The sequence below is a fragment of the Candidatus Atribacteria bacterium genome (genome assembly GCA_011056645.1).
GTDB classification, from domain to species: Bacteria; Atribacterota; Phoenicimicrobiia; order Phoenicimicrobiales; family Phoenicimicrobiaceae; genus Sediminicultor; species Sediminicultor quartus.
The window spans coordinates 1-13,607 of the sequence record DSEL01000157.1 but is presented as its reverse complement, the minus strand read 5'-3'; the positions used below and the strand labels follow the sequence as shown (position 1 = coordinate 13,607).

The 13,607-nt window shown below is 34.9% G+C and carries 20 protein-coding genes and 1 tRNA gene; 1 reads left to right on the top strand and 20 read right to left on the bottom strand.

Annotation, left to right across the window (positions count from 1 at the left end; genetic code table 11):
• Positions 1-263 precede the first annotated feature (263 nt).
• Positions 264-719: a hydrogenase maturation peptidase HycI gene (hycI, locus tag ENO17_06835; GenBank protein HER24746.1), complete on the top strand. Its 456-nt coding sequence runs from the start codon at positions 264-266 to the stop codon at positions 717-719.
• A gap of 31 nt (positions 720-750) precedes the next feature.
• On the opposite strand, the gene ENO17_06830 is transcribed toward hycI, so the two are convergent.
• The 20 genes from ENO17_06830 to ENO17_06735 all read right to left on the bottom strand — a co-directional run bounded on the left by ENO17_06830 (position 751) and on the right by ENO17_06735 (position 13,477).
• Positions 751-1,152: a 4Fe-4S dicluster domain-containing protein gene (locus ENO17_06830; GenBank protein ID HER24745.1), complete on the bottom strand. Its 402-nt coding sequence runs from the start codon at positions 1,150-1,152 to the stop codon at positions 751-753.
• 9 nt (positions 1,153-1,161) lie between these two features.
• On the bottom strand, positions 1,162-2,166 hold the full coding sequence (locus tag ENO17_06825; protein ID HER24744.1) for an NADH-quinone oxidoreductase subunit H: 1,005 nt from the start codon (positions 2,164-2,166) through the stop codon (positions 1,162-1,164).
• Between the two features lie 2 nt (positions 2,167-2,168).
• Positions 2,169-3,392 (bottom strand): NADH dehydrogenase subunit, encoded by a 1,224-nt coding sequence (locus ENO17_06820; GenBank protein HER24743.1) that lies wholly within the window; start codon positions 3,390-3,392, stop codon positions 2,169-2,171.
• On the bottom strand, positions 3,385-3,918 hold the full coding sequence (locus ENO17_06815) for an NADH-quinone oxidoreductase subunit C (GenBank protein HER24742.1): 534 nt from the start codon (positions 3,916-3,918) through the stop codon (positions 3,385-3,387). Before ENO17_06815 ends, ENO17_06820 begins: the two co-directional genes overlap by 8 nt.
• Before the next feature lie 223 nt (positions 3,919-4,141).
• Positions 4,142-4,600: an NADH-quinone oxidoreductase subunit B gene (locus ENO17_06810; GenBank protein ID HER24741.1), complete on the bottom strand. Its 459-nt coding sequence runs from the start codon at positions 4,598-4,600 to the stop codon at positions 4,142-4,144.
• A complete protein-coding gene (locus tag ENO17_06805; GenBank protein HER24740.1) occupies positions 4,593-4,934 on the bottom strand; it encodes a hydrogenase in 342 nt (113 codons plus the stop codon). Before ENO17_06805 ends, ENO17_06810 begins: the two co-directional genes overlap by 8 nt.
• 3 nt (positions 4,935-4,937) lie before the next feature.
• A complete protein-coding gene (locus tag ENO17_06800; protein HER24739.1) occupies positions 4,938-6,503 on the bottom strand; it encodes an NADH:ubiquinone oxidoreductase in 1,566 nt (521 codons plus the stop codon).
• Entirely contained in the window at positions 6,500-6,847 is a 348-nt protein-coding gene (locus ENO17_06795; protein HER24738.1) for a cation:proton antiporter, read from the bottom strand. The genes ENO17_06800 and ENO17_06795 overlap by 4 nt, the downstream gene beginning before the upstream one ends.
• 1 nt (position 6,848) lies before the next feature.
• Positions 6,849-7,325: a sodium:proton antiporter gene (locus tag ENO17_06790; protein HER24737.1), complete on the bottom strand. Its 477-nt coding sequence runs from the start codon at positions 7,323-7,325 to the stop codon at positions 6,849-6,851.
• On the bottom strand, positions 7,322-7,588 hold the full coding sequence (locus ENO17_06785; GenBank protein HER24736.1) for a hypothetical protein: 267 nt from the start codon (positions 7,586-7,588) through the stop codon (positions 7,322-7,324). Before ENO17_06785 ends, ENO17_06790 begins: the two co-directional genes overlap by 4 nt.
• 12 nt (positions 7,589-7,600) lie before the next feature.
• Positions 7,601-7,840, bottom strand: coding sequence for a DUF4040 domain-containing protein (locus ENO17_06780; GenBank protein HER24735.1), 240 nt, complete (start codon positions 7,838-7,840; stop codon positions 7,601-7,603).
• Entirely contained in the window at positions 7,837-8,199 is a 363-nt protein-coding gene (locus ENO17_06775; GenBank protein ID HER24734.1) for a cation:proton antiporter, read from the bottom strand. Before ENO17_06775 ends, ENO17_06780 begins: the two co-directional genes overlap by 4 nt.
• Positions 8,199-8,471 (bottom strand): cation:proton antiporter, encoded by a 273-nt coding sequence (locus ENO17_06770; protein HER24733.1) that lies wholly within the window; start codon positions 8,469-8,471, stop codon positions 8,199-8,201. Before ENO17_06770 ends, ENO17_06775 begins: the two co-directional genes overlap by 1 nt.
• On the bottom strand, positions 8,468-8,977 hold the full coding sequence (locus ENO17_06765; GenBank protein ID HER24732.1) for a cation:proton antiporter: 510 nt from the start codon (positions 8,975-8,977) through the stop codon (positions 8,468-8,470). Before ENO17_06765 ends, ENO17_06770 begins: the two co-directional genes overlap by 4 nt.
• 243 nt (positions 8,978-9,220) lie before the next feature.
• A complete protein-coding gene (hypA, locus tag ENO17_06760; protein HER24731.1) occupies positions 9,221-9,574 on the bottom strand; it encodes a hydrogenase maturation nickel metallochaperone HypA in 354 nt (117 codons plus the stop codon).
• A 307-nt stretch (positions 9,575-9,881) separates the two neighbouring features.
• Positions 9,882-9,969 (bottom strand) — tRNA-Leu (locus ENO17_06755).
• Positions 9,970-10,023: 54 nt separating this feature from the next.
• Positions 10,024-10,998, bottom strand: coding sequence for a dipeptide ABC transporter ATP-binding protein (locus tag ENO17_06750; GenBank protein HER24730.1), 975 nt, complete (start codon positions 10,996-10,998; stop codon positions 10,024-10,026).
• Positions 10,999-11,035: 37 nt separating this feature from the next.
• Positions 11,036-12,064, bottom strand: a complete 1,029-nt coding sequence (locus ENO17_06745) for an ABC transporter ATP-binding protein (protein ID HER24729.1) — start codon at positions 12,062-12,064, stop codon at positions 11,036-11,038.
• A gap of 186 nt (positions 12,065-12,250) precedes the next feature.
• Positions 12,251-12,475 (bottom strand): preprotein translocase subunit SecG, encoded by a 225-nt coding sequence (secG, locus tag ENO17_06740; GenBank protein HER24728.1) that lies wholly within the window; start codon positions 12,473-12,475, stop codon positions 12,251-12,253.
• A gap of 240 nt (positions 12,476-12,715) precedes the next feature.
• Positions 12,716-13,477 (bottom strand): triose-phosphate isomerase, encoded by a 762-nt coding sequence (locus ENO17_06735; GenBank protein ID HER24727.1) that lies wholly within the window; start codon positions 13,475-13,477, stop codon positions 12,716-12,718.
• Positions 13,478-13,607 lie beyond the last annotated feature (130 nt).

The window sequence follows — 13,607 nt, the reverse complement described above, 5'->3', positions numbered from 1 at the left end:
ATAGTATATAGTAAAAGACAAAAAGTACAAAATTAAATTTGTATATCTTGAAGATAGTTAGCCGATTCAAGAATAAAAATAAAGTTTTTAAAATATATCAATTAATACTTATATTATCATTACAAAACTATATTTAAAATAACAACTAGGGTCAACAGACCGACTGGCAAAATGGTAAAGCAATTAAATAAATTAACTTTTTCTTGCGCCTACCAACTAAAAACTAATAATAAAACACTAACTACTGATTTAAAGAGCAAAATATGAATTCAAAAAAGTATATTTTAATGGGCATCGGAAATATGCTTCGAGCTGATGACGGAATAGGTTCTATTATTGCCCAAAATTTTAAAGATCGTGATTGGCTCTCTATGGATTGCGGGGTTGTTCCTGAAAATTTTACTTCAATCGTCAAAAAAAATAGACCCAATCTCTTAGTACTTATAGACGCTGTAGAGATGGGCCTTAAATCTGGTGAATTTAGAATAATCCCTCCCGATAGAATTAGTGCCCTGCACCTCACTACCCATAGTATGCCTCTATCTTTTTTAATATCTTATCTGGAAGAGTACACTCGGAAATTTATATTTATCGGCATCCAACCTAAAATTATTGATTATTCTTATTTTATTAGCCCTGAAGTTTTAAAGACTTCGGAAAAAATAATTAAAATATTGAAAGACAAAAATTTTAAGCTTATTAAAACGATACAGGACTAGGATATTATATTTTTTATTGGGGGTTAACTATTTACTCTACAAGTAATTTAGACGATAACCTATCGGTATCTGCAAGCAGAAATTCTTCGCTCATATTTAAACAATCTTTGGGACATATATCATTACATTGGGAACAGAAAATACAATGATCGATATGAATTTTAATCTTCTTATTTTCGGGAATAAATTCTATTGCTTCAGAAGGACATACTTTAATACATAATTTACATCCAATGCATTTATCCTTATCATAAACTATCTTCCCTCTAAAATTTTTAGGTATTTCCACGGGAGGGTGTATCTTTACTTCTCCCTTTCTCACTTTTTCCAATAAGTTTAATATCGAATCAGGATAATAAGTCAAGGGAAATACGTTGGTAGCTGGTTTTCTAAATAACTGTTTTAACAGTTCAAATCCCATTGGTGTTGCCATTTTATCACCTCAAATTATAATAGTATCTAAAACAATTAACATAAGGCCAAGTAAACCTATAATCGATACCGGAACCCAATAGGCAAAGGATACTTGGTCTATTTTTAAACGTGCAACTGCAACTCTGATAAAAGTTACCTCAACGAACATAACTAAAAACATTTTCAAAAGAAAGAATAAAACATCTACTATTAGAGCAAACACCCCGCTTAAAGCAAGCAAATGAGATATATTGTAGGGGAAAAATAGTGCCACTGTTAAAGAAGTCATTACTATGGTCTTCACTGCATCGGTAAGGCCAAATAATGCAAGATTCCTTCCTGAATATTCGACTAATATACCCCCGGCTAATTCTGTTTCGGCTTCCGGGGCATCAAAAGGTACTTTAGAAAGCTCACCCGGTGTAACCGCTGCAAGAGTAATAAATAGAAAAATTACACCGATAAAACCTAACGGTCCTACTAACCCCCAAATAGGATGAGTATTGATCACTGCCAAAGAGAAAATATTTAGTTCAGGGTAAATTAAACTTAATTTCCAACCTAAAGCAATAACTGTAGTGACTAAAGGAAGCTCATAACTCATCATCATTACCATTTCTCTTTGTGCTCCCACACTAGCATAAGGAGAACCAGAGGCAAAACCACCCACTACCATTCCGATAGCCGGTAAGGTTAGTAAATAAATAATTAACACGATATCTCCATATCCACTTAACAAGGGAGGTATATTACCTATGGGTAAATAAAGTAAGATAGTAATCGCTGAAACCAAAGCCATAATTGGTGCTCCATTAAAGATCCAAGGAACTGCATTTTGTGGTACAATATTTTCTTTAATCATTAATTTAAAGAAATCAATAAAAGGCTGTCTGATGGGCGGACCAACTCGAGCCTGCATCCTTGCTGCTATTTTTCTATCAACACCCTTATAAAATAGGCCTAATACTACTCCTAAAAAGGAAATTACTAGTGCCAGGAGTATCTTCAGTATTATTCCAAATAAGCTTATAATAGTCATGGAGAAATCCTCCTCGTCTTTTGAACACTCAATTCATGTAAATCTTTCTTGGTCAACACCTCTTTCTGACCATTGGATTTATTTAAAATAGTCACTCTGTCCATGCAGGCAATGCAAGGGTCAATAGAAGCTATTACAATAGGTATATCAGCTATTTGCTGGCTAAGAAGCATGGGAACCCAGGTCATTAAATTATTATAGGTAGGAGCACGAGCTTTCCAGACTTCCGGTACTTCTGTTTCTGCCAATTTTACATAATGAAATACTTCACCACGAGGGGCTTCATGCCTTCCAATTCCTTCGCCCTTCGCCTTCTTTAATTGATTCAATAATTTTACCAATTTTTTCTCAGCAATTATTTCCCCTGAAGGCATATTTTCCAAACACTGTTCGATGATCTGTATTGATTGCACTATTTCTAACAATCGAACAATTATCCGATCATAAACATCTCCCTTTACTTCTCCGCCCAATATATCTGGAGTAATGGCTTTCACATTCAAATCAGCATAGGCAGCATAAGGTTGATCCTGTCTTACATCCTTGTTGACCCCTGATGCTCTGGTAGTAGGCCCTACTGCACACAAGTTAAGAGCATCTTCTTTAGTTAAAACACCGACGTTTTTTGTTCTTAGGGCAATAGTAGGATCATGCAAGAATATATCTTCTATTTTTCCGTAGATATCCTTATAATATTCCAAAGTTTTACGAATTCGAGGTATTTGTTCTTCGCTAATATCTCTTCTTACTCCCCCTATCATAAATATTCCATAATTGATTCTATTCCCGGTAAGATATTCTAAAAGGTCTAATACTTCCTCTCTTGCCCTCCAAGAAATATATAAAACAGAATCAAATCCTAATTCGTGACCCGCAATCCCAGCCCATAAAATATGAGAATGGATTCTTTCCAACTCAGCAATAATTACTCGAATATATTGGCCTCTTTCGGGAACTTCAATTCCAGCAGCATTCTCTACTGCTTGACAAAAGGCAAAAGGGTGTGAAGCAGAACAGATTCCACATATTCTTTCAGCTAAATAGATAATTTGAATGGGATTTCTTTGCCTTCCCATAAATTCTATCCCTCGATGATTATCACCCGGTGCTAAATTTACCTTCTCAATGCGCTCTCCATATATTTCAAAATTAAAAGTCATCGGTTCCTCTAGGGAAGGGTGAACCGGACCTATGGGTATAGAGTAAGTCTTTTTATTCAACCTTTTTCACCTCTTCTTCTTTATTAACCATTTTTGCCGCTCCCGTTTTATCTTTTCTTAAAGGATAAACGCCTTGGGGAAAATCCTTAGGTAAAAAAATATTCGCTAAATCAGGGAGACCTTCTATAGTTATTCCTAACATCTCTTTTATTTCTCTTTCGGAAGTTTGGGCTCCCGGTATTAGATCGGTAATAGTATTTATCTTAAGATTGTTTTTTGGTAAGCTGGTAGTTACATTAAAAGATATCTCTTTGGATTTCTCACCGTAATAAAGAGAGAAATGATAGGTTAATTTAATTTCTTCTTCTAAATCATGATCTGAAATAATGGCAAAATGGGGAAAATTAATACTACATAAAAATTTTACTACTTCTTTAAAATCACTTAATTCTACCTCTAACCAAATTATATTATAGCTATTCTTATTTACCCCTGCTGTTTTAATTTCTATTTTGCTATTTACAATCGAGCCATTAAATTTTTCTTTAAATAATTCTATGATTTTCTCTGGATTCATGTATTCCATCTCTACCACCTTCTTTCTGGTATTTCGTATATAGTATGTCGTCTATCGTAGTATCACGGTTATTAGTGTAAAACATGTCACTCTTAGTGTAGGAGTCTGATTTATCCGACCCGTATTTACCGGGGGCGATGAATCGAACCACTACCCATTACTTATTGTCTTTTACTAATCACTTATTACTGTTTTCTCCTGACTTCTGCATTCTTAACGGGATGTGTTTTTACTATTTCGCTGGAGCAACTCTCAAACTTTCTCTTAAGTTTTCTAATTTTATCCAGGCTTGTAACACGCCATTTATTATAGCTTCCGGCCGAGGAGGACATCCCGGGACATAAACATCTACCGGAATAACTTGGTCGACCGAACCCGATAGATTGTAAGAGTTGTAAAAGACTCCCCCACTTGTTCCACAGGCCCCAACCACTATAACAGCTTTGGGATCAGGAGTTTGTTCATATACACGTTTTACTCGGTCGAGCATTTTGTTAGTTACCGGTCCGGTAACTAACAAGACATCTGCATGTTTAGGGCTACCCACTAATTTGATCCCAAACCTTTCTAAATCATATCGAGGAGTTAACCCGGCAACAATTTCAATATCACAACCATTACAAGAACCTGTATTTAGATGAAAAACCCAGAGAGATCTTTCAAAATATTTATTTAATTTCACTTTATCCATTCACTCCTATAATAATTAATATAATCACTGTTATTGTAATTATCAAACTACTGTAATCGTTTATATTACCAGTGTGCATTTTTACTAAAGGATCATAGTAACTCTTCAATGCTTCTGTAAATCCCCAATAGATATGGCTCGCACTTAAATGGGAATTCTCCTTATTTTCTTCTGGATTACCGGAAATAAAAGGTTTATCCTGTTCTGTATTTTTTTTATAACTATCTTCACCTTTATTTCTAATATAAAATACTGCGCATCCAATAACCAATACCAGTAATATCCAAATTATTGCACTCCAAAAACCGCTCCCTGTTTCTAATAACCCTAACATTTCTTACATACCTCCTAATACTGTGCCGGTATATTGTAATTGCTCTATTAACGACATTACCGCAGGATGCACAAGATTTTTTACTATTAAATCCGGAAATAATCCGAAAAATACTATAATACAGGATAAAACGGCCATAGCAAATACCATAGTGCGTGGAGTTTCTTTGACTTCTTTAAATTGAGGTAGTTTAGGACCTAAAAATGCACTATGAAATACTTTAACAAATGATGCTAAAGTTAAAATACTAACTACCATAGCTATAATAGAAAGCAAAGGATTAAAGCGATATACAGACTCATAAATTAAAAGCTTAGAAGCAAAACCATTAAAGGGCGGAAGACCGGCAATAGCTGCTGCCCCAATTATAAAAAAGATGGTAGTATATTTCATATAGTGTGCTAATCCACCCATCTTATTCAGATCTCTTGTACCTGTCCTAAAGTATAAAGCGCCAGCGGTTAAAAATAACAATCCTTTATACATGGCATGATTCATAATATGAAATATTCCACCCTCCATGGCGGTAATACCGTAATCCTTTAAAGCTTCCGGGTTAGCTAAAACAGCCAATCCTACACCTACACCCAGAAGCATATAGCCTGTCTGAGAAACAGCGTGATAAGCCATAAGCCTCTTTATATCCTTTTGAATAATAGCCATAGTCACTCCAATAAACATAGATAAAAGACCAAAAATAATAATAATCCATCCGACAGTTAAGGCATTTAAGGAAATATTATATAAAGAAAAAACTACTCTGAATAAAGCATAGAGACTGGCTTGACTAGCAGCAACCAATATCATGGTAATCGGTGCTGGTGCTTCAGAATAAGCATCCGGTGTCCACATATGCATCGGTACCGCTCCCGCTTTCATAGCCAGTACCGGTATTAAAAGGCCTAAGGCAATCTTGTCTAATTGCGAGTATTTAATTACGCTTGCTATAGCTGCAAAATTAAGAATATCATATTGTCCGTAAAATATTCCTACCGCAAATAAGACCATAAGAGCAGAAATTGAACTGACTACCATATATTTAAAACCAGCTTCTGCTGGTTCACCGAAATCGATCCCTCGGAAAGAAATAAGAGCAACCGAAGCGATAGAAGCGATTTCCAAGAAGACAAAAAAGTTAAATATATCACCGGTAAGCTCCATTCCAAACATGCCTACCGTTAAAAGTAATAAAAGGGAATAATATTTATCCACCCCGTCATATTTTTTTATAAAAGATAAAGAGTAAATTGCCCCCAAAAAAGAAACTACTGCCGTTATTAAACCCATAAATATGCTCATCGCATCTACTTCTAACATAATTCTAATGGGGAATTTTAAACCGGAGGGTAAAGCCAGGGTAGGAGATGTTGCACCAAATACATATACTTGGGTGCCAACTGTCAATACTTTCAGCGCTAATGCAATAGTTAAAATTAAGCTTATGCTCAAAGCAAGCGCGCTAAACACCCCCGTATTTTTTTTGCTTATCCGATTGATAAGAGGTACAAAAAAAGCTGCAAATAGAGGTACAGCTATTATTAATATAGGAATATGATTTGATAGATTCATCCTTTTAGCCTCCTTACCTGATCTGTATCCAAACTCCCATAGTGTTTATAAATCATCATAGCAATCGACAATATTAGGGCAGTGGTTGCGATACCTATTACTATGCTGGTAAGAGTTAATGCTTGAGGAGTTGGTAAGACCATTGACTGTCCGGAGGGCGCCTGGGTATAAATCGGAGCAATAGCTTCTTTTCTATACCCTAAAGTAATTAAGAATAGATTTACCCCATTTTCAATTAAGCATATGCCAATTGCAATTTTAATTAAATTTTTCTTAAACATAAGAGTATAAATTCCTAATCCAATAAATATTACTACCGCGACATAAGGCAAATTACCTATCATTTTATGATTTCTCCTTCTTCTTAGTAAATTCCGCTCCACTCGCCATAGTTAAAACAATCACCCCAAAAGCAGATAAAACCTCTAATCCAACAGCGATATTCATCAGGGGAATTACCCCTCCAGTATTTATATCACCTGGATTAACACCAATCAAAGCAGCATCACCGAACCAACTCCCGCTATTGGCTAAAAAGTTATAAAAAAAGGTTATTCCCAATCCCGAAAAACCTAATACTATAAAAAAGATTAAACCGAAGTTTTCAAAAAGTGAGAAGATATCTTTTTTTATAAATTTCGTAGAATTTAAACTACCATAAGAAACTACCAATAAGGCAAAGGCAGATCCTACTACCGCACCACCTTGAAATCCTCCTCCAGGAGTAAGGTGACCGTGCACTATGATATAAAAACCAAAAATAATAATAAAACCATACACAAAATTGGTTACAGTCTTTACTATCCTTGACATTTCTTTCATTTCTTAATCCCCCTGAAGAGAGCTACAACTCCCACTACTGCCGTAAAAAGAACTGTAGCTTCCCCTAAAGTATCAAAACCCCTATAGTCAAAGACGATGGAAGTTACTACATTGTTCGCCCCAGTCTCACTCTGAGCATTTTCAATAAAGTAATCATCCATTTCGCTAATAGTAGGTTCTCCAAATGTTCTCATGTTTATGGCACTCACTATCAAGAAAGAAAAAAATATTAAAAAAGCAATGCCGTAAATTATTTTTTTCATTTTATCCTCCCTTTATCTAGTTCCTCTAACAGCAAAAATAAATATTGCCATGGTTAATCCTGCTCCTATAGCTGCTTCCGCAATAGCTACATCGGGAGCATGTAAAATGTAAAATTCCAAGGAAAGAAGTAGGCTGGCTACCGATAAAGCCACTATCGATGGCAATAATTTCTTTAAAACTACTGCTAAAAAGCCGGCAATTATCATCATTGTTAAGGTAGAAATATGAATTATCTCAACAAAGGAACTCATTTTAATTTGGCCTCCTTTAATTCATCAATGACTGCTTGTTTAGGCATTACACCGCTACGATGAGCTGCTCGGGCAATTGCATGTGCCCCGGTAGGATTGGTAATTATCAAACAAACTAATGCTACAATAGTATGAAGAGCAAGGACTCTAAATTTAGGATCCGCGGTAATATTTGATTGTGAAAAACTATAGACTATAACCGCTAAAGAAGTAAAGATTGATCCGAAAGTAGTAGCTTTTGTTGCAGCATGAAGTCTGGTGTAAACATCAGGAAACCTAAGTAGTCCTACTGAACCTAAACAATTAAAAAATACCCCAACTCCCAAAAAAATATATAAAATGGTTAACAATACCTCCATTATTCCTTAGGTCCTCCTTCCAAATATTTTGCCACATATAAAGTCCCAATATAAGATAATAAAGCATAAACAATTGCCACATCTATATAAATAACTTCTTGATAAGCGGCACCTACCAGGATCATTCCCGCTACTACTAAAGTATTTATGGTATCCAAAGCAACTACTCTATCAGGAACGGTAGGTCCTAAAATCAATCTAATTAAAGATAAAAACATAAATATTAACAATAATCCTCCGGGAATAATAAATATTTTAAAAAATTCGTTCATTCTGCAATCCTCCTTATCCATTGAGGAAAATTAGCACAAATATGCTGGGTAGTGGGTTTGAGGGTGGTAACATTTATCCAATGAATATACAAATCATTGTTTTTCTCATCAATATCAACACTGAGGGTTCCGGGGGTTAAAGTAATCGAATCTGCCAGTAAAGTTATCCCTAAATCGGTTTTTAACCCGGGAGATATTTTTACAATACCAGGATTTATTTTCCCGGTAATCACCCGATAAGCGACATCAATATTTGCTTTAGCCATTGCCCAAAAGAATGGTCCAATTAAATAGATCAAAAAAATAACCCATCTAAATGGGTTTAACATTCTATAGGTTCTTTTTTGAAACAATACCTTATTGGCTAAAAAGGCAACAATTGAGGAAAGTATAATACCGGTAATAATCTCGAAAATGCTCCATAGCCCCCATACTTCTCCTTGACTGGCTGTAAGAATTAGGTAGGTAAGCATGCTAAGCAAAAAGGTTACAATAAAATTTATCATTGCGTCACCTCTCTTAAATTAATCTTTAGTGGATAGTTTGCTTGAGTTAAATATAAAAAATGCAATTCGATTCTTAAACACAATTATTGTATTTTTCATAGACTTGCCCTGTTATGTGATTATCTACTGAAAAAAATTTACGAAAAAGTAAATTCTCTAACAATTAAATTAACAAAATAAAGTATAACATTTTGCTTTAAGCAATTCAAAATTTTTTTTAATTTTTTTAAAAGATTAAATATTTTATTCTATTTCAATATCTTCAATATACAAATCTTCACCGGAAATTATATCTATCTCTAGACTATGACATTTCAAACATTTAAAATAATCTTTTTTAATTTCAAAAACTTCATTACACTTTCGGCATTTTCCCAGTAAAGGAGAGGACATTATTTTCAAAGACGCTTTTTCCGCAATCGTGTCCTGACTAAAATCATTGAAAGCAAACTCTAAAGCAGTTTGGTTTATTCCGGTAAATTCTCCAACTTTTACTCTAATAAGAGTTATCTTATTTGCTTTATATTCTTTAGCTTTTTCTATGGCAATGTTTAATAAATTTTGAGCAATAGAACCTTCATGCATGTTTTTCTCCATAATTTAGAATTGATAAATTGACCAATTCGCCAATTTTCTAATTCACCGATTGATCAATCTGCCAATTGACCAATTATATTATTTAGCCAGTTAACCTCTTACCCAGTAGTCAGTTAATGAGTAACACAGCGCGCCGTGTTGAATAAAATAAACATGATCTATCCTGCCCATACGCAGATCCCTGACTTCTGGCTCCTTACTACTAATTTTGTCTTTTGTTTCCTTAACTAATTAACCAAGTAACCGGCAAACTAGATTTCAATAAAAAGAGGAAGTCATCTCTTCCTCTTTTTGTGAGAATCTATATTGGTGCCGGGAGGGGGATTTGAACCCCCACAAGCAAGAAGCTCACCAGCCCCTCAAGCTGGCGCGTCTACCTATTCCGCCATCCCGGCAAAATCCTAAAACACTATCGACTATTCACTATTCACTAACGACTAATTTATTTCTTATTTTCTTAGATGACAAGCTACATAATGCTCGTCTTGTATATCAAATAATTTAGGCTCTTCCTGACTACAAATGGGTAATACATATCTACACCTAGGATGAAAACGGCATCCTGTAGGAGGTTTAAAGGGACTGGGGACATCTCCCTCTAAAACGATCCTTTGCCTTTCTAGGGTAGGATCCGGAATGGGAACAGCCGAAAGAAGCGCCTCTGTATAGGGATGTTGAGGATTATCATATAATTCAAGGGTAGAGGTTAATTCTACAATCTTACCCAAATACATAACGGCAACTCTATCGGAAATATGCTTTACCACACTCAAATCGTGAGCAATAAATAAATAAGTAAGCTTAAATTTTTCTTGTAAATCTTCCAATAAATTGATTACTTGCGCCTGGATAGAAACATCAAGTGCAGATACTGGTTCATCACAAATTAGTAATTTAGGATTTAGAGCTAACGCTCGAGCAATACCAATTCTTTGTCTCTGTCCTCCGCTAAATTCATGGGGATATCTTCTTATATGTCCGGCATTTAAACCTACGGTTTCTAATAGATGCTTTACTCTTTCATCTTTTTCCTTTTTGTTTTTAACAATTTTATGAATAGTTAATGACTCTCCTACTATATCTCCTACGGTCATTCGAGGATTTAACGAACCAAAAGGATCTTGAAATATTATTTGAATATTACGTCTTGCTTTCCTGAGCTCTTCTTTGCTTAATTCAAAGATATTTTCTCCTTCAAAATCAACCTTTCCGGCAGTGGGCTCTAAAAGTCTTATAATTGTTCTTCCAGTAGTAGTTTTACCACAGCCCGACTCACCTACTAAACCCAGGGTTTCTCCTCCCTTAATATCGAAACTTATTTCATCTACTGCCTGGACATATCCTATTACCTTGGATAATATTCCTCCTCTTACAGGGAAATATTTTTTTAAATTTTTTACTTCTAGTAATAAATTATTTTCCAATTCCTTTACCTCCAGCGTTCTAAGTTCTAAATTATTATCATTTCTGGGTACCGCCTATGGTTTCCTGAATAGCTTTGAAATTTATTGCTTTCTCTTTGTTGTACATCCAACAGCGTACAATATGGTTACCTTCTATTTTTTCAAGTTCAGGTTCTTCTTTCTTGCAAAGTTCTAAAGCAAATTTACAACGGGTATGAAACTTGCATCCGGAAGGTAAAGCCAAAGGATCAGGAATCCCTCCTTGAATAACTTCAAGTTTTTTCCCGGGCTTATCTGTTAAACGAGGAATGGAATTTTGGAGAGCCATGGTATAAGGATGTTTCGGATTTTTGAAGATAGTTTTTACGTCTGCATATTCTACCGCTTTGCCAGCATATACCACTACTACATCAGAGGATACTTCAGCAATTACACCCAAATCATGAGTAATCATTAAAACTGACATACCAATTTCATCTTTTAATTTCTTGATCAGTTCTAAAATTTGAGCTTGAATGGTAACATCTAAAGCGGTGGTTGGCTCGTCTGCAATCAATAAATCCGGATTACAAGACAAGGCCATGGCAATCATTACTCTCTGTCTTTGTCCTCCACTTAATTCATGGGGATATTCATGAACTCTGGTTTCGGGGGAAGGTATACTTACCAATCTTAACATCTCTACAGTTTTTTTTAAGGCTTTTTCTTTATCTAATTTTTGATGGAGTACTATAGCTTCTGAAATCTGTTCACCGATAGTATATACAGGATTTAAGGAGGTCATGGGTTCTTGGAAGATCATGGAAATATCGTTCCCTCTGATCTTTCTCATTTCTTCGGGATTTTTCTTTAATAATTCTTCGTTCTTAAACCAAATTTGACCGCTAACGATCTTCCCGGGTGGCTGCTGGATCAACCTTAATACAGAAAGGGCAGTCACACTTTTTCCGCAGCCTGATTCACCTACCATGCCCAGCGTTTCGCCTTTTCTTATGGTAAAATCAACACCATCAACTGCCTTAACCACACCATCTTCTGTATAAAAATAGGTCTTTAAATCCTTAACTTGTAACAGTAGATTCTCCATTCACCTTTTTCCTCCATGCCACACATTTTTACTTCACGTGCTTTAATTTTGAATTTTCTATCTTACCTGGAGCTCTTCTTCTTTTAGTTATTTTATATCCAAGGTTATATCAATGGTTTAATAGGACACTTCTGGTTTCCTTAACTCAACTAATTAATTTGTCCATATCTTTTAAGGATTTTTCCTCTATTTAATTAAACCAAGTAAAAGCGAAGATAACATGAAAAGCACTGCAATAACAGTAGTAATTTTCATTAATAATGTTTCTTTGCCTTTCTTTCCGCCATAATCTGCGATTGTTCCCCCACCAAATATCCCTGAAGCCCTGCTCGATTTTCTATGCTGGAGCATCACCACTAAAATCAAAGCTAAGCTTATTATAATCTGAACTATCATTAAAACTATTGACACTTTATAACTCCTCTCGTAAAAATTTGATTAAAATAGTAAAAAGAAATCTCTCTAAAATCTCTCTATTCATTGTACTTTTTCTCTAAATAATTTCGGCTTTTTATTTTAACATAATTATATGTTAACTTCAAGATAAAATTCTTATTAAGTAATGCGTATTGATTAAAGAAAAAATAAAATCAAATTTAAAAAATTACTATTTTCTTTTGTAAAGAGCCTCTCTAAAGCAAACATTTGGCTTTACAAGATTTCAGTTGCTTTTATTATATGAAAGAAACTTAAAGCATGTAAACTTGCTCCCCCAACTAAAGCTCCATCAATTTCAGATTCCTTAACAAATTCAGTAATATTTTGGGGAGTAATGCTTCCGCCATATAATATTCTGATTCGTTCAGCAATTTTACTTCCGTATTCAGAGGAAAATAGTTCCCTAATAAACTTAATTATTATATTAGCGTCTTGTGAGCTGCTCGACTTCCCTGTACCGATTGCCCATATGGGTTCATAAGCAATAATTATTTTTCCTACCTGGGTAGAATCAATTTTTAAAAACAAAGCTTTAATTTCCTGCTCTATTATAGCTTTGGTCTCACCGTTTTCTCTTTCCTTTAAATTTTCACCTACGCATACGATGGGCAAAAGATTGGTTGAAAGTGCGGCGCTTGTCTTCCTGGCAACCTCTTCAGGAGTTTCTTTAAAATATTGTCTTCTCTCGGAATGCCCAAGGATTACATATTCACATCCCACATCTTTCAGCATTAAAGGGGATATTTCTCCGGTGAATGCCCCTTTGGTTTCCCAATACATGTTTTGTGCTCCCAGATGAATGTTGGTGTTATTAATGATCTCTTCTACCATCCAAAGAGAAGAAAAGGGAGGGCAAACTACAATATCTACTCCTTTTATTCCACGAACAAAATCTTTTAGTTCTTTAACTAAAGATACTGATTCTACAATATTTTTATTCATCTTCCAGTTTCCTGCAATTACTGGAATACGCATTTATTTGACCCCCGTTGTCTAATTTAGTATATCGTATCGAGTATCGCATACCGCGTTAAGAAAATTATGAGTCAAATTAAGTACTTTTTCTTTTATCTTATATATCGTATACATTAATATTGCTGGGTAT

Bases quoted from the DNA above. Each gene is read 5' to 3' on its own strand.
- ENO17_06735 (HER24727.1), bottom strand. From the start codon at position 13,477: ATGCGTATTCCAGTAATTGCAGGAAACTGGAAGATGAATAAAAATATT.
- ENO17_06790 (HER24737.1), bottom strand. From the start codon at position 7,325: ATGAAAGAAATGTCAAGGATAGTAAAGACTGTAACCAATTTTGTGTAT.
- ENO17_06765 (HER24732.1), bottom strand. From the start codon at position 8,977: ATGATAAATTTTATTGTAACCTTTTTGCTTAGCATGCTTACCTACCTA.
- ENO17_06805 (HER24740.1), bottom strand. From the start codon at position 4,934: ATGTTAGGGTTATTAGAAACAGGGAGCGGTTTTTGGAGTGCAATAATT.
- ENO17_06830 (HER24745.1), bottom strand. From the start codon at position 1,152: ATGGCAACACCAATGGGATTTGAACTGTTAAAACAGTTATTTAGAAAA.
- ENO17_06780 (HER24735.1), bottom strand. From the start codon at position 7,840: ATGAGTTCCTTTGTTGAGATAATTCATATTTCTACCTTAACAATGATG.
- ENO17_06810 (HER24741.1), bottom strand. From the start codon at position 4,600: ATGGATAAAGTGAAATTAAATAAATATTTTGAAAGATCTCTCTGGGTT.
- ENO17_06770 (HER24733.1), bottom strand. From the start codon at position 8,471: ATGAACGAATTTTTTAAAATATTTATTATTCCCGGAGGATTATTGTTA.
- ENO17_06775 (HER24734.1), bottom strand. From the start codon at position 8,199: ATGGAGGTATTGTTAACCATTTTATATATTTTTTTGGGAGTTGGGGTA.
- ENO17_06795 (HER24738.1), bottom strand. From the start codon at position 6,847: ATGATAGGTAATTTGCCTTATGTCGCGGTAGTAATATTTATTGGATTA.
- hypA (HER24731.1), bottom strand. From the start codon at position 9,574: ATGGAGAAAAACATGCATGAAGGTTCTATTGCTCAAAATTTATTAAAC.
- ENO17_06785 (HER24736.1), bottom strand. From the start codon at position 7,588: ATGAAAAAAATAATTTACGGCATTGCTTTTTTAATATTTTTTTCTTTC.
- ENO17_06800 (HER24739.1), bottom strand. From the start codon at position 6,503: ATGAATCTATCAAATCATATTCCTATATTAATAATAGCTGTACCTCTA.
- ENO17_06815 (HER24742.1), bottom strand. From the start codon at position 3,918: ATGGAATACATGAATCCAGAGAAAATCATAGAATTATTTAAAGAAAAA.
- hycI (HER24746.1), top strand. From the start codon at position 264: ATGAATTCAAAAAAGTATATTTTAATGGGCATCGGAAATATGCTTCGA.
- ENO17_06745 (HER24729.1), bottom strand. From the start codon at position 12,064: ATGGAGAATCTACTGTTACAAGTTAAGGATTTAAAGACCTATTTTTAT.